17 protein-coding genes are annotated in these 23,367 nt (G+C 64.3%); 12 read left to right on the top strand and 5 right to left on the bottom strand.

Features of this window, described 5'->3' with window-relative positions; genetic code table 11:
- Window positions 1–105 precede the first annotated feature (105 nt).
- From SINAR_RS0127300 to SINAR_RS0127285, 4 genes are all read right to left on the bottom strand, one after another.
- Window positions 106–717: an alpha-ketoglutarate-dependent dioxygenase AlkB gene (locus tag SINAR_RS0127300; RefSeq protein ID WP_028002035.1), complete on the bottom strand. Its 612-nt coding sequence runs from the start codon at window positions 715–717 to the stop codon at window positions 106–108.
- Between the two features lie 117 nt (window positions 718–834).
- A complete protein-coding gene (gene lysM / locus SINAR_RS0127295) occupies window positions 835–1,308 on the bottom strand; it encodes a peptidoglycan-binding protein LysM (RefSeq protein WP_028002034.1) in 474 nt (157 codons plus the stop codon).
- An 87-nt stretch (window positions 1,309–1,395) separates the two neighbouring features.
- Window positions 1,396–1,830: an alternative ribosome rescue aminoacyl-tRNA hydrolase ArfB gene (gene arfB / locus SINAR_RS0127290; protein ID WP_028002033.1), complete on the bottom strand. Its 435-nt coding sequence runs from the start codon at window positions 1,828–1,830 to the stop codon at window positions 1,396–1,398.
- Window positions 1,831–1,936: 106 nt separating this feature from the next.
- A complete protein-coding gene (locus SINAR_RS0127285; protein ID WP_028002032.1) occupies window positions 1,937–3,547 on the bottom strand; it encodes a phosphoenolpyruvate carboxykinase in 1,611 nt (536 codons plus the stop codon).
- A gap of 341 nt (window positions 3,548–3,888) precedes the next feature.
- Here SINAR_RS0127285 and chvI point away from each other — a divergent pair, with 341 nt between their 5' ends.
- The 12 genes from chvI (at window position 3,889) to trxA (ending at window position 21,715) form a co-directional block, all read left to right on the top strand.
- Window positions 3,889–4,611: a two-component system response regulator ChvI gene (gene chvI / locus SINAR_RS0127280; protein WP_028002031.1), complete on the top strand. Its 723-nt coding sequence runs from the start codon at window positions 3,889–3,891 to the stop codon at window positions 4,609–4,611.
- 223 nt (window positions 4,612–4,834) lie between these two features.
- Entirely contained in the window at window positions 4,835–6,568 is a 1,734-nt protein-coding gene (chvG, locus tag SINAR_RS0127275) for a two-component system sensor histidine kinase ChvG (protein WP_234710665.1), read from the top strand.
- The gene (locus SINAR_RS0127270; RefSeq protein ID WP_028002029.1) at window positions 6,565–7,023 is read left to right on the top strand and encodes an HPr kinase/phosphorylase; all 459 of its coding nucleotides are present in this window, start codon (window positions 6,565–6,567) and stop codon (window positions 7,021–7,023) included. Before chvG ends, SINAR_RS0127270 begins: the two co-directional genes overlap by 4 nt.
- 156 nt (window positions 7,024–7,179) lie before the next feature.
- Window positions 7,180–7,581 carry a PTS sugar transporter subunit IIA gene (locus SINAR_RS0127260; protein WP_003532013.1) on the top strand — a complete coding sequence of 134 codons (402 nt, stop codon included), beginning with the start codon at window positions 7,180–7,182 and terminating at the stop codon, window positions 7,579–7,581.
- On the top strand, window positions 7,581–7,871 hold the full coding sequence (locus tag SINAR_RS0127255; RefSeq protein ID WP_033057616.1) for an HPr family phosphocarrier protein: 291 nt from the start codon (window positions 7,581–7,583) through the stop codon (window positions 7,869–7,871). The genes SINAR_RS0127260 and SINAR_RS0127255 overlap by 1 nt, the downstream gene beginning before the upstream one ends.
- Before the next feature lie 157 nt (window positions 7,872–8,028).
- Complete coding sequence (gene ahcY, locus SINAR_RS0127250) at window positions 8,029–9,429, top strand: adenosylhomocysteinase (RefSeq protein WP_028002027.1); 1,401 nt, start codon at window positions 8,029–8,031, stop codon at window positions 9,427–9,429.
- A gap of 319 nt (window positions 9,430–9,748) precedes the next feature.
- Complete coding sequence (locus SINAR_RS0127245) at window positions 9,749–12,211, top strand: PAS domain-containing sensor histidine kinase (protein WP_419761332.1); 2,463 nt, start codon at window positions 9,749–9,751, stop codon at window positions 12,209–12,211.
- 109 nt (window positions 12,212–12,320) lie between these two features.
- Complete coding sequence (tsaE, locus tag SINAR_RS0127240; RefSeq protein ID WP_028002025.1) at window positions 12,321–13,835, top strand: tRNA (adenosine(37)-N6)-threonylcarbamoyltransferase complex ATPase subunit type 1 TsaE; 1,515 nt, start codon at window positions 12,321–12,323, stop codon at window positions 13,833–13,835.
- Window positions 13,836–13,841: 6 nt separating this feature from the next.
- Window positions 13,842–14,573, top strand: a complete 732-nt coding sequence (locus SINAR_RS0127235; RefSeq protein WP_028002024.1) for a nucleotidyltransferase family protein — start codon at window positions 13,842–13,844, stop codon at window positions 14,571–14,573.
- A gap of 1 nt (window position 14,574) precedes the next feature.
- Complete coding sequence (gene addB / locus SINAR_RS0127230) at window positions 14,575–17,754, top strand: double-strand break repair protein AddB (protein WP_028002023.1); 3,180 nt, start codon at window positions 14,575–14,577, stop codon at window positions 17,752–17,754.
- On the top strand, window positions 17,744–21,310 hold the full coding sequence (gene addA, locus SINAR_RS0127225) for a double-strand break repair helicase AddA (RefSeq protein ID WP_028002022.1): 3,567 nt from the start codon (window positions 17,744–17,746) through the stop codon (window positions 21,308–21,310). Before addB ends, addA begins: the two co-directional genes overlap by 11 nt.
- A gap of 81 nt (window positions 21,311–21,391) precedes the next feature.
- Window positions 21,392–21,715, top strand: a complete 324-nt coding sequence (trxA, locus tag SINAR_RS0127220) for a thioredoxin (protein WP_028002021.1) — start codon at window positions 21,392–21,394, stop codon at window positions 21,713–21,715.
- An 85-nt stretch (window positions 21,716–21,800) separates the two neighbouring features.
- Here trxA and SINAR_RS0127215 read toward each other — a convergent pair whose 3' ends face one another.
- The gene (locus tag SINAR_RS0127215; RefSeq protein ID WP_028002020.1) at window positions 21,801–23,144 is read right to left on the bottom strand and encodes a bifunctional folylpolyglutamate synthase/dihydrofolate synthase; all 1,344 of its coding nucleotides are present in this window, start codon (window positions 23,142–23,144) and stop codon (window positions 21,801–21,803) included.
- Window positions 23,145–23,367 lie beyond the last annotated feature (223 nt).

The raw sequence follows: 23,367 nt of genomic DNA, 5'->3' as shown, positions 1-23,367 counted from the left end.
CCGCTCCCCACGGGTGGAAGGGCAGACGGTCGCCGCCAAGCACCGTACCCCTCCCCTTTGTGGCCGCAGGCGTTCGGGAGGGGTCCTTGCGGAGATCGCGCGACATCAAGGATTGACGCGACGCAGCGTCAGATTGAGCCGGCCGCCGCTCTTCAGGAGCGTCGAGGTATTGGGATAGATGCGGTCGACGCCATGGAAGGCGAGGCGCCCTTCGCCGCCGAGCACGACCACGTCGCCGCTTTCGAGCTTGAACGACACGGTCTGTCCGCCGCGCGTGCGGCCGCCGACCCGGAAGAGGCAGCTGTCGCCGAGAGAGATAGAAACGACGGCGGTCTCCAGGTCACGCTCGTCCCGATCCTGGTGGAGGCCCATGCGTGCCTCCGCGGAATAGAAGTTGACCAGGCACGCCTCGGGCAGCTTTTCGCTCGCCGCCACGGCATTCCAGATGTCCTGCAGCATGCCGGGTATCGGCGGCCAGGGCTTGCCGGTGACCGGATGCACCGACTGGTAGCGGTAGCCGCGATCGCGGTCGGTAACCCAGCCGAGCGCACCGCAATTGGTCATGCGCACGGACATTGGCTTGCCGGTCTTAGGCATCGCTGGCGCGACGAGCGGCGCCTCCGCGACAACGGCGCGGACAGCCTCGACCAATTCCTCCTGGCGGGAACGGTCGAGGAAACCGGGAATGTGTCTTACCCCTTTCGGCAGCACCAGCATTTGCGCGCATCCTGTCGTGCAGTATCGACCAAAGTGCCTCCCGTCAGCAGATCTGACGGGAGTCGACCGGGATATAGCGCTGGCCGGGGCCGGGATCGACCCGAAACCGACTTCCGTTCACCCGGCATCCAGTTCCGGGATGCGCAGCACCTGCCCCGGATAGATCTTGTCGGGATGGCTGAGCATGGGCTTGTTGGCCTCGAAGATCGCGGTGTGCTTGGCGCCCTTGCCCTTGCCGTAATGCGCCTCGGCGATCTTCCAGAGATTGTCGCCCTTCTTCACGGTGTAGAAGACCGGGGCCTTCGCCTCGGCCGGCGCGGCGGCGCCGTCGCCCACCTTGAGTTCGGATGCCTCGACCTTCGATATGCCGAGCGTGTTGCCGACCGCCACCACCGCCTTTTCGAAGGTGGACTGGTCCTTGACGACGCCCTTCAGCACCACCTTGTCATCGACTACGTCGACCTTGACGTCCTTGGTGCCGAGATCATGGGAAGCGAGCTCCTTTTCGACGCTCGCCGCGTCCGGCGCCGTGTCGTCGCCGCCGAGCCCGAGCTTCTTTCCCGCATCCTTGATGAAACTGAACAAACCCATGGTTGCCTCCTCTTCCGCAGACTATCCGGATAAGAGAGGGCGATTGCAGGCAAAAGGCAAGGGAGCGCGCTCAAGATTCCAGGTCGTTCAATCGCCGGCGGGACGGCCGCGCAGCTTCTTGATTTCGGAGCGGCCGGATTTCTCCTTCAGCCGGCGCTCGATGGATCCTCGTGTCGGCTTCGTCTTCCTGCGCGGCGGAGGTGGCGGCTCCGCCGCCTTCAGGATCAGCTCTTTCAGGCGCTCGCGGGCATCCTCGCGGTTGCGCTCCTGGCTACGGAAGCGGCTGGCCTCGATCATCAGGACGCCTTCCTTGGAGGCGCGGCGGCCGGCGAGCTTCAAGGCGTTGGCCTTGACGCGTTCCGACAGGGACGGCGAAGCCGGAATATCGAAGAAGAGCTGGACGGCCGTGGAAACCTTGTTGACGTTCTGCCCGCCCGGACCACCGGCCAGCACGAATTGCTCCGTGAGCTCCCAGCCGGCGATCACGATGGTTTCGTTGATGTAAAGCGGTTCGCTTGCCATGCATCTTTCCTCGGCCGTTTCTATCGCATGCCTGAAAAGCAGCCGCAAATGCAAAACCCGGCCGCAGGCAGCCGGGTTTCACGTGAATCATGGCAAGAGACCCGATTTATTCGGCGGCCACCCGGGCGCCAGGAGCGGCGTCGCGTACGCTGCCGTCGACGTGACTCTCGAACTTGGCGAAATTGGCGATGAACATGTCGACCAGTCGCCGTGCCTGGGCGTCATAAGCGGCACCGTCCGCCCAGGTGGACCGCGGGTCGAGAATGCCGGCTTCGACGCCCGGCACGGAGACCGGCACCGCGAAGCCGAAATTCGTATCCGTGCGGAAGGAGGCGTTGTTCAGCGAACCGTCGAGCGCCGCCGAAAGAAGTGCGCGCGTCACCTTGATCGGCATGCGGCTCCCCGTGCCATAGGCACCGCCGGTCCAGCCGGTGTTGACGAGCCAGCAGGTGACCCCGTGCCTGGCGATCAGCTCCTTGAGGAGATTGCCGTATTCCGACGGATGGCGCGGCATGAACGGCGCACCGAAACAGGTCGAGAACGTCGCCTCCGGCTCCGTTACGCCCTTTTCGGTACCAGCGACCTTGGCGGTGTAGCCGGAGAGGAAGTGATACATGGCCTGTTCCGGCGTCAGCTTGGCGATCGGCGGCAAAACCCCGAACGCGTCCGCGGTCAGCATGATGATCGTGCGCGGCTGCGGCGCCGTGCCGGTCTTGCTGGCATTCGGAATGAAATCCAGCGGGTAGGCGCAGCGGGTGTTTTCCGTCAGCGAGCCGTCGTCGAAGTCAGGCTGGCGACGCTCGTCGAGAACGACGTTCTCCATCACCGTGCCGAAGCGCCGAGTCGTCGCAAAGATCTCAGGCTCCGCCGCTTCCGACAGGCGAATCGCCTTGGCGTAGCAGCCGCCTTCGAAATTGAAGACACCCTTTTCGCCCCAGCCGTGCTCGTCGTCACCGATCAGGGTGCGATTCGGGTCGGCCGAGAGCGTCGTCTTGCCGGTGCCGGAGAGACCGAAGAAGATCGCCGTGTCGCCGGCGGCGCCGACATTGGCCGAGCAATGCATCGGCATGACCGATTTCTTGGGCAGCAGGTAGTTGAGCACGGTGAAGACCGATTTCTTCATCTCGCCCGCATAGGACGTGCCGCCGATCAGGACGAGACCGTTGGTCAGGTCGCAAGCGATGACCGTCTCACTGCGGCAGCCGTGGCGCGCGGGATCGGCCTTGAAGCTCGGCAGGTCGATGATCGTCAGCTTCGGCTGGAACGACAAAAGGGCCTCGCGCTCAGGGCGGATCAACAGATTGCGGATGAACAGCGAGTGCCAGGCGAATTCGGTTACGACGCGCGTCGGCAGCGCATTCTCCGGGTCGGCACCGCCGACGAGGTCCTGGACATAGAGTGACATGCCCTTTGCATGCGCAAGCATGTCCTGACGAAGAAGCTCGAAGTTTTCCGGCGAAATCGCACTGTTGTTGTCCCACCAGATCTGGTCGGCCGTGTTGGCGTCGCGCACGACATACTTGTCCTTGGGCGAGCGGCCGGTGTGCTGGCCAGTGCGGGCGCAAAGCGCGCCATGCGCCGTCAGTTCGGCTTCGCCGCGGGCCAAGGCCTCTTCGTAAAGCTGCGCCGCCTCGAAGTTGTAGCGGACGACCGAGAGGCCGGAAAATCCGATCGATTCCAGTCCGATAGAGGGATTGCGGCTGCCAAGCTCATCCATGGTCAAGCTTCCTTCGTGTTTGGCCATTGGCGTTGAATTTCGTCGGAACATACCGGCAAGGCTCACCCAAGACAAGATAGCCGATCCTAAAACGGTAATGATATCAGTATATTAATCGATTTAAAGAAAAATATGTATTTTTTAATCGGTTGAATCGCAGCTCCCGGAAGCCTATCTGCGCCACCGTCCGCGGGGAACCCGCACCACATGCTTTTGCACTTCGCCACAATTTGTTCCACCTTTATACTCAAGTAACGCGGCCGTGACTCGCGGTTGCCGCGATTCTTGAGGCGCAGCTTGAAGCGCACCGGCAACCGGGCCCGAAAACGGAGTACAATAAGATGCAGACCATCGCGCTTGTCGATGACGACCGCAACATCCTGACATCCGTGTCCATCGCGCTGGAAGCCGAAGGCTACAAAGTCGAAACCTATACGGACGGCGCATCGGCGCTGGAGGGTCTGCTGGCGCGCCCGCCGCAGCTCGCTATCTTCGACATCAAGATGCCCCGCATGGACGGCATGGAGCTGTTGCGGCGGCTGAGACAGAAGTCCGATCTGCCCGTCATCTTTCTCACGTCCAAGGATGAGGAAATCGACGAGCTCTTCGGACTCAAGATGGGCGCCGACGACTTCATCACCAAGCCTTTCTCGCAGCGCCTCCTGGTGGAGCGCGTCAAGGCCATCCTGCGTCGCGCGGCCAACCGGGAGGCTGTGGCCGGGGCGGCAGGACCGGCGAAGAATGCCGACACGCCCTCCCGTTCGCTCGAACGCGGGCAGCTCGTCATGGACCAGGAGCGGCATACCTGTACCTGGAAGAACGAATCCGTGACGCTGACGGTCACGGAGTTTCTCATCCTGCACGCGCTGGCGCAGCGCCCCGGCGTGGTCAAGAGCCGCGATGCCCTGATGGATGCTGCCTATGACGAACAGGTCTATGTCGACGACCGGACGATCGACAGCCACATCAAGCGGCTTCGCAAGAAGTTCAAGATGGTCGACAACGACTTCGACATGATCGAGACGCTCTACGGCGTCGGCTATCGGTTCCGCGAGTCGGCCTGAGGAAACGAATCCGCGGATCGCGCATCGTTCGGGGTGCACGCCATGCTTAGGGCCGGCGGGCTTCGCATAGGCCAGGTGCGCGGCGCGTGTAGCGCTTGCGCGGCGGCGCCGGCTGGCGTAGGGCATCGCGGAACGGGCGAAGGCGACAGGCGTCGCGGGAGCGGGAGACTTGGTAGAAGTCTTGCAGGGCGATATCGAAGAAGCTGAAGGACGGACATCGACGCTGCGCGGGCAGAGGCGATGGGCGCATCCCTTTACGCTGATCCGCCGCCTGTTCGGCAATGCCGTCTTCTCGAGCCTGACGCGGCGCATCGTCTTCTTCAACCTCGTCGCGCTTGTGGTACTCGTCGGCGGGATCATGTACCTCAACCAGTTCCGGGAAGGTCTGATCGATGCGCGCGTCGAGAGCCTCCTGACGCAGGGCGAGATCATCGCCGGCGCCATTTCCGCCTCCGCATCGGTCGACACCAATTCGATCACCATCGATCCGGAAAAGCTGCTGGAGCTGCAGGCCGGTGAGAGCATCACGCCGCTGCCGAGCGACGAGGACCTCGAATTCCCGATCATCCAGGAGCGCGTGGCGCCGGTCCTCAGAAGGCTGATTTCGCCCACGCGTACCCGCGCGCGCCTCTTCGACGCGGATGCTGACCTGCTGCTCGACTCTCGGCATCTCTATAGCGGGGGTCAGGTGCTCCGCTTCGACCTGCCCCCGGTCGATCCGGAATCGCCGAGCCTCGCGGAGGAATTCGCCACGTGGTTCAACCGGTTGCTGCAGCCGGGCAACCTCCCGCTCTACAAGGAGCCGCCGGGCGGTAACGGCTCCATCTACCCGGAGGTGATGAACGCTCTGACCGGCGTGCGCGGCGCCGTCGTGCGCGTGACCGAGAAGGGCGAGCTGATCGTCTCGGTGGCAGTGCCGGTACAGCGATTCCGCGCCGTTCTCGGCGTGCTCCTTCTCTCCACCCAGGCCGGCGACATCGACAAGATCGTCCATGCCGAAAGGCTGGCGATCATCCGCGTTTTCGGCGTGGCGGCGCTCGTCAACGTTATTCTTTCGCTGCTTCTTTCATCGACGATCGCCAATCCGCTCCGCCGGCTTTCGGCCGCCGCCATCCGCGTGCGTCGCGGCGGCGCCAAGGAACGCGAGGAGATCCCGGACTTTTCATCCCGCCAGGACGAAATCGGCAATCTGTCGGTTGCGCTCCGGGAAATGACGACGGCGCTTTACGACCGTATCGCGGCGATCGAGAACTTCGCCGCCGATGTGAGCCACGAACTCAAGAACCCTCTGACATCGCTGCGCAGCGCGGTGGAGACCTTGCCGCTCGCGCGCAACGAGGAATCGAAGAAGCGGCTCATGGACGTCATCCAGCACGACGTGCGGCGCCTCGACCGGCTGATAAGCGATATTTCGGATGCCTCCCGGTTGGATGCGGAGCTTGCCCGCTCCGACGCGAAAAAGGTCGACCTGGAAAAGCTCCTCGGCGACCTCGTCGATATCTCGCGGCAGATCCGGGGCAGCAAGAAACCGGTGCTGCTCGATTTCGTCGTCGACCGCAAGGACAATCCGCGCGCGAGCTTCATCGTCAGCGGCTACGAACTGCGCATCGGCCAGATCATCACGAACCTGATCGAAAACGCCCGCTCCTTCGTCCCCGAGCAGAACGGGCGCATCATCGTCCGACTGACCCGGTCGCGATCGCGCTGTCTCGTCTATGTCGAAGACAACGGCCCGGGCATCCAGGCGGAGGACATCGATCGCATCTTCGAGCGGTTCTATACGGACCGGCCCGAAGGCGAGGACTTCGGCCAGAACTCCGGGCTCGGCCTTTCGATCTCGCGCCAGATCGCCGAAGCGCATGGCGGAACGCTCAGGGCCGAGAACCTCGTCGGCAAGGACGGCGGCGTCAGCGGCGCCCGCTTCATCCTCTCGCTGCCCGCCGAGCCGCACCCGTGAACGCGCCTGTCATCAATGTCCACGGGACAGCGATCGTTCTCGGCACGGCCGGGTTCCTGATCACGGGGCCTTCCGGCTCGGGCAAGTCGGCCCTGGCACTTGCCTGTATCTCGGAGTTGCGGCGCCGGGGCCGCTTCGCCGCGCTCGTCGCGGACGACCGGGTCGATCTGACGCTTCGCGACGGGCGCATCGTCGCGCGCTGCCCCGCGGCCATTCGCGGGCTGATTGAAATCCGCGGATGCGGGATCGCGAAGGTCGAAACTCTCTCCGCGTGCGTTCTCGAGTGGGCGATCATGCCCGTCAGGACGCCATTCGACCCGCGCCTGCCGCCGGAGGAGGAGGAACTGCAGCTCGATATCGGGCGAAATCTGCCGCTGTTGCGCGTTCCCGTTGAAGGACCGCTTTCGCCAGTCGACGCCCTCGCCGCGCTTCTGCCCCGAAATCTAGGACTTTAGCCTGATCTGAATGCAGCACGGCTGCTTTTTCGGCATTTTTGGCTTGCACTTCGGCTTTTCCTTGCCAAGATGGCGCCCCCAACAGGTGGACGAAATTGCTGCATTGCGATATCTGGCCATCAACGAGTTGCATATGCAGTTGGAGCAAAGATACCCATGATCGGACTTGTGCTTGTCACTCATGGCAAGCTGGCGGATGAGTTCCGGCACGCTTTGGAGCATGTCGTCGGTCCGCAAAAAGCTATCGAGACCGTCTGCATAGGCCCCGAGGACGACATGGATCAGCGGCGTCAGGATATCCTCGACGCCGTCGAAAAGGCCAATGAAGGCGACGGCGTCATCATTCTGACGGACATGTTCGGCGGAACCCCCTCCAACCTCGCCATTTCCGTGATGCGCGGCGGCAGCGTCGAGGTCATTGCCGGCGTCAATCTGCCGATGCTGATCAAGCTCGCCGGCGTGCGTGGCGAAAGCGACATGGACAAGGCGCTTGTGGAAGCTTCCGAAGCCGGGCGCAAATACATCAATGTCGCCAGCCGCGTTCTGAGTGGGAAATAATGGACCACCGCCCCGACACGGCTCTGACGCGCGAACTGCTCATCGTCAACAAGCGCGGCCTGCATGCGCGTGCCTCTGCGAAATTCGTGCAGACCGTCGAGGCCTTCGACGCCGAGATCACCGTCTCGAAGGACGGGATGACGGTCGGCGGAACCTCGATTATGGGCCTGATGATGCTGGCGGCCAGCACCGGCTGCACGGTCTTCGTCACCGCCAGCGGCGCTCAGGCCGAAGAGGCGCTCAACGCCCTCGATTCCCTGGTGCGCGACAGATTCGGCGAAGAGATGTAACCGATATAAACATATAAAGACTTCTTTATATGTTGGTTGCCCTTCCCTGGGATTCCTGATAGACCGAGACCACGCTGCCCGCGATCGCGGGAGGCATTGTCATGCCGCCGAACGGCCATGTGGCCGGGGCGGCCCTAGGATCAGCCTGGAGAACTTCATGAGCGCAACGCAGGACTATATCGTCGCCGACATCGGGCTTGCCGATTTCGGGCGCAAGGAAATTGCCATTGCCGAAACGGAAATGCCGGGTCTGATGGCCTGCCGTGAGGAATTCGGCGAATCGAAGCCGCTGAAGGGCGCCCGCATTACCGGCTCGCTCCACATGACCATCCAGACCGCCGTGCTGATCGAGACGCTGGTCGCGCTCGGCGCCGAAGTCCGCTGGGCGTCGTGCAACATCTTCTCGACCCAGGACCACGCTGCTGCCGCGATTGCCGCGAGCGGTATTCCCGTCTTCGCCGTCAAGGGCGAGACGCTGGAGGAATATTGGACCTACACCGACAAGATCTTCCAGTGGGCCGATGGCGGCGTGTCGAACATGATCCTCGACGACGGCGGCGACGCGACCATGTACATCCTGCTCGGCGCCCGCGCCGAGGCGGGCGAGAACATTCTGACGAACCCGGGCTCGGAAGAGGAAGAGATCCTTTTCGCACAGATCAAGAAGCGCCTTGCCGCGACACCCGGCTGGTTCACCAAGCAGCGTGACGCGATCAGGGGCGTGACGGAAGAGACGACGACGGGCGTCAACCGCCTGTACCAGCTCCAGGCCAAGGGCCTGCTGCCCTTCCCGGCAATCAATGTCAACGACAGCGTCACCAAGTCGAAATTCGACAATAAATACGGTTGCAAGGAATCGCTCGTCGACGGCATCCGCCGCGGCACGGACGTGATGATGGCCGGCAAGGTCGCGGTGGTCTGCGGTTACGGCGACGTCGGCAAGGGCTCGGCCGCCTCGCTCAGCGGCGCCGGCGCACGCGTCAAGGTCACCGAAGTCGATCCGATCTGCGCCCTTCAGGCAGCCATGGACGGCTATGAAGTCGTTCAGCTCGAAGACGTCGTATCGTCCGCCGACATCTTCATCACCACCACCGGCAACAAGGACGTCATTCGCATCGAGCATATGCGCGCGATGAAGGACATGGCGATCGTCGGCAATATCGGCCATTTCGACAACGAAATTCAGGTCTCGGCGCTCCGGAACCTGAAGTGGACGAACGTCAAGCCGCAGGTCGACCTGATCGAGTTCCCGAAGGGCAACCGCATCATCCTGCTTTCGGAAGGCCGCCTGCTCAACCTCGGCAATGCCACCGGTCATCCGTCCTTCGTCATGTCGGCTTCCTTCTCCAACCAGGTTCTGGCGCAGATCGAGCTCTTCACCAGGGGCGAGAACTACAAGAACGAGGTCTACGTGCTTCCGAAGCAGCTCGATGAGAAGGTCGCGCGCCTGCATCTGGCCAAGCTCGGCGCCAAGCTGACGGAACTCTCCGACGAACAGGCCGCCTATATCGGCGTGAAGCCGCAGGGTCCGTTCAAGGCTGAACACTACCGGTACTGATCCTTACCCGGACAATCCACAACATCTTGTGGCCGCGATCTTGACAAGAGATCGCGGCCGCTTTTTTGGGCCGCACACTTTCAGCTGAATCCTCAAAGAAGTATGCTTAAGTCATTGATTCGTGACGCTGGCGCCGTTTTTCGGCCGGCGGCACGGTCGAATGGGATGTCTTGTCGAACAGGCGGCAAACAGACGGAGACAGACCGGAGATGCAATCGGAACCAACGGGAACCCTCGAACGGGTTCCGGCGCGCGGGGGCGCAAGGTCGCCGGCACTTTCCGGGCGAACGGGGGCGGCACCGTGAAAACATCAGTATCCATGACTTCTTCAGAACGGCAGGGGGCGCCGAAGCTGATCAAGCGGCTCCTTGCGGGAACGATGCTGTTTGCCGCAAGCGACGCCGCAGCTCAGGCAACCGACCCGGCCAGGAGCATCTTCGGCACATCCGAGGTGGTGACCTTCTCCGTCCTGATCGGCGTCATTTCGGCAGCCATGATCTCGGCGATCTGGCTCATCCGGCAGCGCGGCAACATCGAGGCCGAGAACCGCGAACTTCGTTCCAATCTGTCGGACACGAACCAGCGCATTTCCCGTTTCCAGGCGCTGATCGCCGACAAGAACAGGCGCATCGTGATCTGGGACGGGCTCGCGGAACGACCGGAATTCCTCGGCCAGCTCCCGGTCGAAACCGGGGCGCCGCAGGACGATCGCGATTTTCTCGCCTTCGGCCGCTGGATCAAGCCGCAATCGGCAAGCCTGCTCGAAAAGGCGATCGAAACCCTGCGCGCGCAAGCGCAGAGCTTCGACCTCGTGCTCGAAACGCAACGCAACGAGGTGCTCGAGGCCCAGGGCCGGGTGTCCGGCGGGCGGGCCTTCGTGCGTTTCATCGCGCTCAACAATCTCAGGGCCGAACTCGCCGAGCTGAAGCTCGAGCGCGATCAGCTGCATGCGTCGCTTTCGACATTCCGCACGCTGCTCGACGCGGTCGATCTTCCCGCCTGGCAGCGCGGAGGAGATGGCAGGCTCGAATGGGTCAATGCCGCCTACGCCAATGCGGTCGAAAGCCAGAGCGCGAGCACGGCGGTCGCCGAAGAGCGAGAGCTGCTCGCGACCGCAGCCCGCGAGCGGATCCGCACGGTCTCGACGTTCCAGACGCCGTTCCGCGACAAGGTTTCGACCGTGGTCAGGGGCAACCGGACGTTCTTCGACGTCGTCGACGCCCGCACGCCCGCGGGCTCGGCCGGAATCGCGATCGACGTCTCCGGCATCGAGGCGGTACGCGAGGAGCTGGCGCGGACGCTCAAGAGCCATGCCGAGACACTGGAACATCTGGCGACGCCGGTGGCGATATTCGACGGCAACCAGCGCCTTCAGTTCTACAATCAGGCTTTCCAGCGCCTTTGGGACCTCGACATGGGGTTCCTCGAGCGCAAGCCGGACAATGGCGAGGTGCTCGACCGGCTGCGTGCCGGCGGCAAGCTGCCGGAGCAGCTCAACTGGAAACAATGGAAGGCAAATGCGCTTTCCGTCTACCAGGCGATCGACACGCAGTCCGATCTTTGGCACCTGCCGAACGGCCAGACGCTCCGCGTTTTCGCCACCGCGCGGCCGCAGGGCGGTGCGACCTGGGTGTTCGAGAACCTGACGGAAAGGGTCGACCTCGAAACGCGCTACAACACGCTCGTTCAGGTCCAGGGCGAAACGATCGACCATCTGGCCGAGGGCGTCGCCGTCTTCGGCCCCGACGGCCGCATCCGTCTCTCGAACCCGGCATTCCGGGCGATCTGGGGCATCAACGAGACCGAGGCCCAGGCCGGAACCCATATCCGGGCGATCGAGCAGGCATGCCTCGCCTCCTACGACCAGCCGGATGGCTGGAAGCGCTTCGCCCATATCATCACCAGCTTCGATGACGAGCGGCCGTCGAGCCGCGGCATCCTGGAACTGCGCACGGGCCTCATCCTCGACTACGCGGTCATTCCGCTGCCCAACGCGCAGACCATGCTGACCTTCGTCAACATAACCGACAGCGTTCGAGTCGAGCGCGCATTGACCGAGAAGAACGAAGCACTGCGCAAGGCGGACGCGCTGAAAAACGATTTCGTGCACCACGTCTCCTACGAGCTGCGCTCGCCGCTGACGAACATCATCGGCTTCGCCGACCTTCTGAAAACACCGGTCTTCGGCGAGCTCAACGAGCGTCAGGCCGAATATGTCGACCACATCGCCACCTCCTCGTCGCTGCTCCTGACCATCGTCAACGACATCCTCGATCTTGCGACTGTCGATGCCGGCATCGTCGAGCTCGACTTGTCGGAGGTCAGACTCGTCGACCTCATCGACGACGTGACGCAGCAGATGGGCGAACGGCTTGCCGAGAGCGGCGTGTCGCTGAGAACCGACGTTCCCGACAATCTCGGCCGGATCGTTGCGGACCAGCAACGGCTGAAGCAGATCTTCATCAAGCTTCTCACCAATGCGGCGAACTTCGCCCCGGACGGCAGCGCGATCGATCTCAAATGCTGGCGCGAAGGGGGCGACTTCGTCTTCTCGGTTTCCGACAGCGGACCCGGTATCCCGCAAGATGTGCTCAACACCGTGTTCAACCGCTTCGAAAGCTACGGCCAGCGCGGCGGCGCCGGCCTCGGCCTTTCCATCGTCGAGAGCTTCGTCAGCCTCCACCACGGCAATGTCTCGATCCGCAGCAAGGAGGGCGAGGGCACGGAAGTTACATGCCGCATTCCCTCCGCCGAAGCGCCGAAGATCATCGCGGCGGAATAGAGCAATACCAGAAAAGTGTGGAACGGTTTTCCGTCCGGAATTGCGGTAGAACAAAGGACTGACGAATTTCCGCGACTCGGAGAAAAGCGGAATTCTCTGGATGGAATAGATGAAGTCTCTCGAACGCCTGCTCAAGGACGAAGCAGCTACCATCGAATTCGGCGAAGACCTGTCATTGGCGCTGAAGGCCGGCGAATGCGTCGCGCTCTCGGGTGATCTCGGCGCCGGAAAGTCCACGTTCGCAAGAGCGTTCATCCGGGCGATGGCAGACGACGAGACGCTCGAAGTGCCGAGCCCTACCTTCACGCTGGTTCAAAGCTACGATCTGAGGATTCCGGTCGCTCACTTCGATCTATACCGCCTTGCGGACGCATCGGAGCTGGACGAACTCGGTTTCGACGAGGCGCTTGCCAGCGGCGTCTGTCTCGTCGAATGGCCGGAGAAGGCCGAGGAGGCGCTTCCGGCCGACCGGATCACCGTGATTTTCTCGCATGAAGACGAGGGGCGGCGCATAAGCCTCACGGCACCGGACGCGATCTTCGAGCGGATCAGCCGCTCGCTTGCAATTCGGACGTTTCTCACGAACGCAGGATACCCCGGCGCCCGCCGTCGGCATTTGAGCGGCGATGCCTCGATCCGGGCTTATGAACGCGTCGGGCGCGAAGGCGGCGAGCCGGCGAAGCTCCTTATGGATGCGCCGAGGCACAGGCCCGGCCCCATTCTCCAGGATGGCAAGTATTACCAGCAGCTTGCCCACATAGCCGAGGACGTCGTCCCCTTCGTCGCGGTCTCGCAACTCCTGCGCAGGCGCGGCTTCGCGGCACCCGCGATCTACGCACGCGATCTCGACCAGGGTCTGCTGCTCATCGAAAATCTCGGCTCCGAAGGGATTCTCGATGCCGCTGGCCGCCCCGTCGCTGAGCGCTATCTGGAAAGCGCGCGGCTCCTCGCGCGGCTTCACTCCCAGCCCGCGGAACGGGACATCGCGGTCGGCGAGGGCGTCGTCCATCGCATTCCCGATTTCGACCGGACGGCGATAAAGATCGAAACCAGCCTCCTCATCGACTGGTACCTGCCGTGGAAGCGCGGCGCTTCCGCATCCGAGAAGGAACGGCGAGACTATTTCGCCGTCTGGGATGGACTGACAGATGTTCTCGCTTCTGCGGAAAAGAACCTTCTTCTGCGCGATTTCCATTCGCCCAACATCCTGTGGCGTCAGGACCGCATCGGTCTCGACCGCATCGGCATCATCGACTTCCAGGACGCGATGATCGGGCCGACGGCCTACGATGTGGCCTCGCTGGTGCAGGATGCGCGAGTGACGATCGAGCCCCATCTCGCCGAGCGCATAATGGATGCCTACGTCTCCGAGCGTCGGGCTCTCGGCCCCTTCGACGAGAGGACTTTCCGGCGCGACTGGCATCTGATGGCCGCTCAGCGCAATTGCAAGCTCGCCGGCATATGGGTGCGGCTCAAGGAGCGCGACGGCAAGCCGGGCTATCTGAAGCATATGCCGCGCACCTTCGCCTATCTTGAGCACGCGCTCTCCCATCAGGTGCTGACACCCTTGCGTGAATGGTGCATTAAGGCTGGAATCCTCGCTCCCGAATCAGCGAACCGTTAGGATACGATGCCCATCACCGATGCCATGGTGCTTGCGGCCGGACTGGGCACCCGCCTGCGGCCGATCACCGACACGCTGCCGAAGCCGCTCGTCAGGATATCCGGCAAGCCGATGATCGATTATGTGCTGGATCTGCTCGCCGCCGCGGGGGTGACCAGGGCCGTCGTGAACGTCCACCACTTCGCCGACCAGATGGAGGCGCATCTCAGCCGCCGTGAGGCGCCGCATATTCTGATTTCGGACGAGCGGGACGCGCTGATGAATTCCGGCGGCGGGCTTGCCAGGGGCTTGAAGCTGCTCGACGAGGGCCCGGTTCTCGTCATGAATGCCGACCTTTTCTGGGTCGGCGAGAAACCCGGGACGCCGAGCAATCTTCAGAGGCTGGCCGCGTTCTTCGATCCCGAGCGCATGGATATGGCCCTGCTCTGCGTGCGTCTGGAGGACACCACCGGGCACAACGGCAAAAGGGATTTCTCGCTGTCGGAAAATGGCCGGCTCAGGCGTTACGAACAGGGTTTCGAAAATCCCGTCGTCTATGCCGGCGCGATCGCCATGGACTCGCGGCTGCTTGCCGACGCGCCGGACGCGGCTTTCAACCTCAACATCTATTTCGACCGGGCGATCGCCAAGGGGCGGCTTTTCGGCCTCATGCTCGAAGGCCACTGGATGACGGTCGGAACGCCCGAGGCGATCGCGGAGGCCGAGGACGCGATACGGCGTTTCCGGCCGGGGGGATGACGTGACAGGGCAACCGAACGTCTTCACGATTCCCGCCGGTCTGCCATTTCTGAGGACGCTCGCGGCAAAGCTATGCAACGGCGAGGTGACGCCGGGCTTCCGATACGATCCGGCGCAGCCGCTGGCGCTTGCCGGCGTGACGATCTTCGTGCCGACCCGGCGGTCCGCGCGCGCCCTGCGTTCGGAATTCGTGGACCTGCTCGGCGGCCGTTCGGCGATCCTGCCGATGATCCGGGCGCTGGGCGAGACCGATGACGACAGCGGCTTCTTCGAGACGGAAGTGCCGGCGATCCTCGATTTGGCGCCGCCGCTTTCCGGGACTGCAAGGCTCATCGAGCTCGGGCGTCTCATTCTCGCCTGGCGAAACCGCCTGCCGCAGGTGGTCCTCGACATTCATGCCGAAAGCCCGCTGATCGCTCCGGCAAGTCCTGCGGACGCCGTCTGGCTCGCGCGCAACCTCGCCGAGCTCATCGATGCGATCGAGACGGAAGAGCTCGACTGGGACGTGCTGGATACGCTCGATGGCGGCGAGCATGCGCTCTGGTGGCAGCTGACGCTCGCCTTCCTCAAGATCGCCCGCATTTACTGGCCGGAGCGGCTCACCGAGCTCAAGCATTCCTCGCCGGCCCGTCACCGCAACGCCGTGCTGAAAGCGGAGACCCAGCGCATTGCCGACGGCAAAGCGAGCGGACCGATCATCATCGCCGGTTCGACCGGCTCCATTCCGGCGACGGCAGCCCTGATCGCGGCGGTCAAGGCGCTGCCGAACGGCACGATCGTGCTCCCCGGCCTGGATTCGACGATGAGCGATGCGGAATGGCAGATGATCGCCGGAGAGGGGTCAGGCGCCGGCCCGTTTTCGAAGAATCCGGCCAGCCGCACCCATCCCCAATACGGATTTCACCGTCTGCTGAAGCGCATGGGCATAGAGCGCAACGACGTGCCTGCCCTCGGCGCCGCTGCCGACGACCTCGATTACCGCAGCGCGGTTCTCTCAAGGGCGCTTTTGCCCGCCGACGCGACGAACCTCTGGATGCAGGCACGCCAGGGCTTCGATCCGGACAGACTGCGTGCCGCCTTCGCGGATGTGGCGCTTATCGAAGCGGCGAACGAGCGCGAAGAGGCGACCGCCATCGCGATTGCGTTGAGACTTGCGCTCGAAGGCGACGAGGAGAGCCAGGCCGCGCTCATCACGCCCGATCGCGGCCTGGCGCGCCGTGTCGGCGCCGAGCTCGCCCGCTTCGACATAGAGGCCGACGATTCCGCCGGCATTCCGCTCTCGGCAACGCCGGCCGGAGCGCTTGCGCGGCTGCTCCTCGAAGCCACACTCCGGCCCGACGGCCCGGTCGCCTTGATCGCATTCCTCAAGCACCCGCTGTCGCGTTTCGGCCGGACGGCGGAAGATGCGCGTCGCGCTGCGGACGTGTTGGAGCTCGTGGCCCTGCGCGGCGGCACCGACGTCGCCGACATATCGGCCCTGGAAGCAGTGCTCGACAAGGCTCTCGCCGGACAGAAGGCCGAGCGCCATCCGCCGCCCTGGAGGGGCGGCGTCGGCCAGGACGACATTGCTCTGGCGCGCGCACTCGCCCGCCGCATCGCTTCGGCCACCGAACCTCTGGCGGGCATGGTTTCCGCGGACCCGGAGACCGGCCGCCACCGCACGCCCGTGCTGGCGCTCTCGGACTGGGCGGAGCGCACGGGACGCGCGCTGGAAGCGGCCGCGGTCGACGAGCGCGGCAGCCTCGGCGCGCTTTGGGCTTCGGAAGCCGGCGAAACACTGGCGACCCTCCTCAAGGGCATCATCGAAACGGATGGCCAGATGGAGGCGGACGGATCGCAATGGTGCGACATACTGGAAGCGCTCGCCGCAAGCGAAGCGGTGAAGCCGCGGTCGATGCGCCATCCCCGGGTCTTCATTTTCGGAGCGCTGGAATCGCGCCTGCAGAGCGTCGACCTCGTGGTGCTCGGTGGCCTGAACGAAGGCACCTGGCCGGGGCAGACGTCGAACGATCCGTTCCTGTCGCGGACGATGAAGGCGGGCATCGGTCTCGAGCCGCCGGAGCGGCGCATCGGTCAGCTCGCGCATGATTTCCAGATGGCCTGCGGAACGCGCCGGTTAATCTTTTCGCGGTCCATGCGGCAGGGTTCGGCGCCGACGGTCGCTTCACGATGGCTGCAACGCCTGCAGGCGCTCGGAGGCGACAGCCTGACCGAACAGCTCAAGGCCAATGGCGCGGACTACCTCCGCTGGATGCGCATTCTCGACGCCGGAGAGCGTCAGCCGCTCGCGGAGCGGCCGGAGCCGAAGCCGCCGGCGGAGCTGCAGCCGCGCAAATATTCCTTCAGCGAGGTGACCCGCCTTCGCCGCGATCCCTATGCCGTCTACGCCCGGCGCATTCTCCGGCTCGAACCGATCGACGCCTTCAACCGCGAGCCCGGTGCGGCCGAACGCGGCCTGCTCTATCACCGGATCGTCGATCGCTTCGTGAAGAGCGGCTTCGACCCGGGGACGCGCGAGGGCGAAGAGGCGATGGCCCGGCTCACCGACGAGGCTTTCGACGAGGAGCGACTGCCTGCGCATATAGACACCATCTGGCGGCCGCGTTTCCAGGCGGTGGGAAAAGCGTTCCTTGATTGGGAACGGGAGCGCCGGCATGGCATTCTGAAGTCGTTCACCGAGGTTCCGGCGGCGATGGATCTCGGCGTCGCCGACATCCGGCTCACCGGCATCGCCGACCGGCTGGACCGGCTTGCGGACGGAACGATCGACATCATCGACTACAAGACCGGATCGAGCCCATCGCCGAAAGAGGCGCGGGCTCTCCTCGACCCGCAGCTCGCGCTCGAAGCCGCCGCGCTCAGGGCCGGGGCATTTCACGGCATCGGCCCGGCAAAACCGCATTCGCTGCACTATGTCCGGCTGAAGCCGGGCAGCCGCTTTGCCGTCGACACCGTCAACAATGAGGGCGCCCGCTCGAAGGAGACGAAATCCACCGAACAGCTCGCAGACGAATCGCTGGCGGAGCTCAGAAAGCTGCTTTGCGCGCTCATGAACGGAAGACACGGCTTCGCCTCGCGCCTGATCGTGCAGAAACAGCGCGACTACGGCGGCGAATACGATCATCTGGCGCGTGTCGCCGAATGGGCAACCGCCGATGGCGAGGACGACGATGAGGAGTGAAGCGACAGGCCCGGAAGAGAGGACGCCCGAGGGGTGGCTCGACTGGACGACGCAGCGCCAGGCGCTCGCTTCCGATCCCGAGCGGTCGGCCTGGGTGTCCGCCAATGCCGGCTCCGGCAAGACGCATGTGCTGACCCAGCGGGTCATCCGGCTGCTGCTCGCCGGTTGCCGACCGTCCGCCATCCTCTGCCTGACCTATACGAAGGCGGCCGCCTCGGAGATGTCGAACCGCGTCTTCGAAAGGCTCGCCGAATGGGCAACCCTGGAAGATTCGGCGCTCGGAGGCCGCATCGAGGCGATCGAAGGCAAGCGGCCGCCGCCGGCCAAGATCCGGGAAGCGCGCCGGCTTTTCGCGCGCGCCCTGGAGACGCCGGGCGGGCTGAAGATCCAGACGATCCACGCCTTCTGCGAAGCTCTCCTGCACCAGTTCCCGCTCGAGGCCAATGTCGCCGGACATTTTTCGGTGCTCGACGACCGCGCAGCGGCGGTGCTGCTCGCCGATGCGCGCAGGGCTCTCTTGACCGCCACGGCAGCGGCGGACGACAGGCAACTGGCGGAGGCCTTCGCCACCGTACTCGACCTTGCCGACGACACCGGGCTTGAAAAGCTGCTCGCGGCGATCGTCGCCAACCGGGCGCAGGTCCAGGACTTTCTCGACCGCGTCTCCGGAAACGGTGGGGTGGAGGCGCATCTGCGGGCGGCGCTCGGCCTCGAGCCCGGCGAGACGGCCGAGACGGTCATGGCCGCGGTCTGGCCGCTCGCGGGGCTCAATGGCCCGGCACTCGATGACTATATCGACCTTGGCTTGCGTCTTGGTGGCGCCAAGCCCTCCGCCATCGCAGAAGGCTTGCGGGCCGTCCGCGCAATCGAGAGTGCCGCTGCGCGTTACGCCAGACTCGTGGAACTCTTCTTCAACGGCGGCGGCAAGCCGAAGGCGGAATCGGCCTTTCTGAACGCCGCCATGCGCCGTGAGGCGCCACACCTCGAGAGCCATCTGGAACAGGCCCGCAGCCACATGCTCGCCTGCGTGGATCGCCTGAGCATCGTCAGGATGTACGAGGCGACCCGCGCCGCCCTCGTTCTCGCCGAGAGGCTCAACCGCGACTACGAAGCTCTCAAGAAGGCGCGCAGCCAGCTGGATTTCGAGGACCTCATCAACCGCACGGCCGCCTTGCTTGCCCGCAGCGACGTCGGGGCCTGGGTGCACTACAAGCTGGACCAGGGGATCGACCATATCCTTGTCGACGAGGCGCAGGATACGAGCCCGTCGCAATGGACGATCATCCAGTCTCTCGCGGCGGATTTCTTCGCCGGCGAAACGGCGCGTGCCGACGACCGTACGATCTTTGCCGTCGGAGACGAGAAGCAGTCGATCTATTCCTTCCAGGGCGCGCGGCCGGAGCGTTTCTCGCGCGAAAGCACGCTGACGGAGCGGCGGGTGCGCGCGGGCAACAAGCACTTCAGCCCCATCCGCCTGCAGCTTTCCTTCCGCTCGACGACCGACGTGCTCTCCGCCGTCGACGCGGTGTTTGCCAATGCGGCAAATGCCAGGGGCCTGAGCGCGGAGAACGAGGCGATCGTGCACGCCTCGAACCGAATCGGCCACCCGGGCGCCGTGGATATCTGGGACGTGATTGCCCCCGAGCCGGCGGCTCCGGAGGACGACTGGACGGCACCCTTCGACGCGACCCCGGAACGGGCGCCGGTCAGCATCCTCGCCCGACGCATAGCTGCCGTCCTGGAAGACTGGATCGGCAGGGAGACGGTCATCGAAAAAGGCGTGCGCCGTGCCATGCGGCCGGGAGACGTCATCGTGCTGGTGCGAAAGCGCGACGCCTTCGTCGCCGCGCTGACGCGCGCGCTCAAGCGCCGGGGCAACATCCCCGTTGCCGGGGCCGACCGCCTGGTCCTGACGAGCCACATCGCCATTCAGGACCTGATGGCGCTCGGCCGCTTCGTGCTTCTGCCGGAAGACGACCTCTCGCTTGCCGCGCTGCTCAAAAGCCCGCTCGTCAATCTTGGCGAAGACGACATCTTCGAACTCGCCGCGCGAAGGGCGGAAGGCGAAAGCCTGTGGCAGCGGCTGCAGCAGGCGGGCGCGGATGAGACGAGCCGCTACCACGGCGTCGTGCGCACGCTTGCAAGCTATTCCGGCCTCGCCCGACACCTGCTGCCGCACGATTTCTACGCCCGCATCCTCGGCGCTCATGGCGGCCGGCGCGCCTTCCTGGCTCGGCTCGGCAGTGAGGTCAGCGACATCCTGGACGAATTCCTCACCTTTGCGCTCGACCATGAGAGGAGCGGCCTGCCGGGCCTGCAGGCCTTCATCTCAACGCTCGAGATCGAGGCACCGACGGTCAAGCGCGAACAGGACAAGGAGCGCGACGAAGTCCGTGTGATGACCGTGCATGCGGCGAAGGGCCTCGAGGCGCCGGTCGTCTTTCTCGTCGACGGCGGCGGCGAGGCCTTCGTCCGACAGCAGGTTTCGGACCTGCGCTTCCTGGAAATGGTACAGGCCGACCGTTCCGTCCGCGCGGTTCCGGTCTGGCGTGCACCGGGCTCGGCGCCGAACTCGCTGCTCGCCGCCGACAATGAACGGCTGAAGAGACTGGCCGAGGAGGAATACCGCCGTCTCCTCTATGTCGGCATGACGCGCGCAGCCGACCGCCTGATCGTCTGCGGCTATCGCGGGCAGCGGCAGAACACCGATACCTGGCACTCGATGGTACAGGGGACGCTGGCACAGGACCTGAAGGGCCGTGGAACGCCTTGTCTGTTCCGCGCCGGAAGCGAGGAATGGCAGGGTCTTGCCTGGCGCGAAGCGCATGTGCCGCGAGACCTCCCGACGGCCGGCGGCTCAGCGGAGCTGCAACAGGCGGTGGCCGGATTGCCGGGCGCGCTTTTCACGCCTCCTCCCGCGCCGCCACGCCTGCCCCGGCCGCTTGCCCCGTCGGGCACGACCATTGCCGTCGACGACCCGGACGGCGAAGCGATCGTCGGCTCGGCACTCTTCGCAGCCAGGAGTGCACCGAAATTCTCGATGCTGCGCGGCGCTATCCTGCACCGGCTGCTGCAGGTCCTCCCCTCGATCAGCCCTTCGGAGCGGCTGGCTGCCGCGGAGCGCTACCTCTCCCGCTCGATGCCGCGCTGGCCCGAAGCGGAACGGCGCGCGCTCGCCGGAACCGTGATGGACGTGCTCGGCCATGCGGAACTGCAACCGCTCTTCGGAGAGCACAGCCGGGCGGAGGTCTCCGTGATGGGCACGCTGAAGCTGGGGTCCCGCGAATTTGCGGTATCGGGCCGGATCGACCGCCTGGCCGTCTCCGGCGACATGGTGACGATTGCCGATTACAAGACCAACCGCGAGATCCCGGCGTCGCCCGACGAGATCGCGCCGGTCTACAGAAACCAGCTTGCGATCTATCGCGAACTCCTGAAACCTCTTTACCCCGGCAAGCGTTTCCGATGTGTGCTGATATTCACGGAAGGCCCGGCAATCCGGGTGCTTCCCGAATCGATGCTCGACGGGAGCCTTGAAGAGCTCGCAACAAAGTGAAATACACGATATTGAAAATCCAGTGGCGATGCCTCACATGAGACACAACATCTGGACACTGCCATTCCGAAGGAGCACCCGATGGCTACTGTGAAAGTCGATACATCCAATTTTCAGAAAGAAGTTCTGAACTCGGCCGAACCGGTCGTCGTCGACTTCTGGGCAGAATGGTGTGGCCCGTGCAAGATGATTGCACCCAGCCTCGAAGAAATCGCTACCGAGCTTGCCGGCAAAGTGAAGGTCGCCAAGCTCAATATCGATGAAAACCCCGAGCTCGCTGCCCAATACGGCGTGCGCTCGATCCCGACGCTCGCCATGTTCAAGGCCGGCGAAGTCGCCGACATCAAGGTCGGTGCCGCCCCGAAGACGGCACTCAGCTCGTGGATCTCGAACGCGGTGGCTTGAGCAGCCAGGACTTCAACGCAGGATCAGGAAAGCCCGGTTTGGCCGGGCTTTTTTCTTTCGGCTGACAGGTCCGGTTCTTCCGCACCTATCGCGGCGGCGTTCCGTTTTCCGCCAGCACGTCGCCGACCAGGTAAAGAGAACCGCCGATCAGCACACGCGGCGGCACGGGATCCTCGTCGGTGAGCTCGGCGATCTGGCCGAGCGCTTCGGCGACCGAGGAAGTCGCATTCGCCTCGAGGCCGGCGGCGGCCGCATCCGCGGCCAGGGCCAGCGGATCCAATCCCGCGTCTGACCCTTGGACCGGCACGGTGAAGACCTGTTCGGCAAGATCGAGGAAAGCCTTGAAATAGCCGATCGGGTCCTTGGTGTTGATCATCCCGATGATCAGAAAGAGCGGCCGCGGGTCACGCTCCTCGAAGGTGGCCATCGCCTCGGCAATGACGTGGCCGGCGCCGGGATTATGGCCGCCGTCGATCCAGATCTCGGCTCCCGGCGGGCCGAAATGCGAGAGCCTGCCGCCGGCAAGCCGCTGCAGGCGACCGGGCCATTCGACGCCGGCCAGCCCTTTTTCGATGGCCGCCTCCGGAACATCGAAGCCGGCTGCCCGTACGGCACGGATCGCCGCCGCGGCATTGGCATATTGATGCCGTCCCGGCAGGCGCGGCAGCGGCAGATCCGCAAGGCCGTTCTCATCCTGAAAGATCAGCCTGCCGAACTCCTCATGCGCCATGAAATCCTGGCCGTAGACGGATACGGGGCAGCCAAGCCGTTCGGCGGTCGCGATAAGCACCTCGCGCGCACCCTCTTCCTCCTGATGGCCGATTACCACCGGGCAGCCGCGCTTCATGATCCCGGCCTTTTCCGCAGCGATCAGTTCGACGCGGTCGCCGAGATAGGCCTGATGATCGAGCGAAATCGGCATGATCACGGACACGGCCGGCCGGGCGATGACATTGGTCGCGTCGTATCGGCCGCCGAGGCCGACTTCTACGATCGCGACGTCGGCCGGATGCTCCGCGAAAAGCAGGAAAGTGACAGCCGTCAAGATTTCGAAGACCGTGATTTTCTCGCCGCCATTCGCTTCTGCGACGCGCCGGACGGCATGGGCCAGAACGGGGTCGCCCACCAGGGCGCCCTTGCCGCCCTTTACACCCAGCCGGTAACGTTCGTGCCAGTTCACCAGATGCGGCGACGTGTGTACATGAACGCTGAGACCCGCAGCCTCCAGGATCGCTCTGCAGAAGGCCGTGACCGACCCCTTGCCGTTGGTGCCGGCCACGTGGATGACCGGCGGCAGGCGCTCGTGAGGATTGCCGAGGGCGGCAAGCAGCCGCGTGATCCTGTCGAGCGATAGGTCGAATCCCTTGGGATGCAGGGCGAGAAGCTTCTCGATTTCCTGCGCGGCCTCGCTGACCTCAGTCGCCGTCATGATCCTAGCCCCGAAAACTGGCCCGCCGCAGCGGGTGAGGACAGATGGACGCGCTTAGCGCGTCCGGGTCGCCCCAACTCATTGAAACATCCGTCGTGCCTTGCGAACATCGATTCCGATTCTCGGGCCGACGGGCTAGATCGCTTCCCTGCTTGAAACAGCGAAGCGGTCTGACAGCTTGAAACGGTGCACCTTACGGACGAAAACACACACTTTCGCGAAA

The sequence above is a fragment of the Sinorhizobium arboris LMG 14919 genome, from assembly GCF_000427465.1.
GTDB lineage: Bacteria > Pseudomonadota > Alphaproteobacteria > Rhizobiales > Rhizobiaceae > Sinorhizobium > Sinorhizobium arboris.
This window is presented reverse-complemented; position numbering and strand designations above follow the sequence as displayed.

Coding starts and splice junctions, on each gene's coding strand:
- SINAR_RS0127300 (WP_028002035.1), bottom strand. CDS start 717: ATGCTGGTGCTGCCGAAAGGGGTAAGACACATTCCCGGTTTCCTCGAC.
- lysM (WP_028002034.1), bottom strand. CDS start 1,308: ATGGGTTTGTTCAGTTTCATCAAGGATGCGGGAAAGAAGCTCGGGCTC.
- arfB (WP_028002033.1), bottom strand. CDS start 1,830: ATGGCAAGCGAACCGCTTTACATCAACGAAACCATCGTGATCGCCGGC.
- SINAR_RS0127285 (WP_028002032.1), bottom strand. CDS start 3,547: ATGGATGAGCTTGGCAGCCGCAATCCCTCTATCGGACTGGAATCGATC.
- chvI (WP_028002031.1), top strand. CDS start 3,889: ATGCAGACCATCGCGCTTGTCGATGACGACCGCAACATCCTGACATCC.
- SINAR_RS0127260 (WP_003532013.1), top strand. CDS start 7,180: ATGATCGGACTTGTGCTTGTCACTCATGGCAAGCTGGCGGATGAGTTC.
- SINAR_RS0127255 (WP_033057616.1), top strand. CDS start 7,581: ATGGACCACCGCCCCGACACGGCTCTGACGCGCGAACTGCTCATCGTC.
- ahcY (WP_028002027.1), top strand. CDS start 8,029: ATGAGCGCAACGCAGGACTATATCGTCGCCGACATCGGGCTTGCCGAT.
- SINAR_RS0127245 (WP_419761332.1), top strand. CDS start 9,749: ATGACTTCTTCAGAACGGCAGGGGGCGCCGAAGCTGATCAAGCGGCTC.
- tsaE (WP_028002025.1), top strand. CDS start 12,321: ATGAAGTCTCTCGAACGCCTGCTCAAGGACGAAGCAGCTACCATCGAA.
- SINAR_RS0127235 (WP_028002024.1), top strand. CDS start 13,842: ATGCCCATCACCGATGCCATGGTGCTTGCGGCCGGACTGGGCACCCGC.
- addA (WP_028002022.1), top strand. CDS start 17,744: ATGAGGAGTGAAGCGACAGGCCCGGAAGAGAGGACGCCCGAGGGGTGG.
- trxA (WP_028002021.1), top strand. CDS start 21,392: ATGGCTACTGTGAAAGTCGATACATCCAATTTTCAGAAAGAAGTTCTG.
- SINAR_RS0127215 (WP_028002020.1), bottom strand. CDS start 23,144: ATGACGGCGACTGAGGTCAGCGAGGCCGCGCAGGAAATCGAGAAGCTT.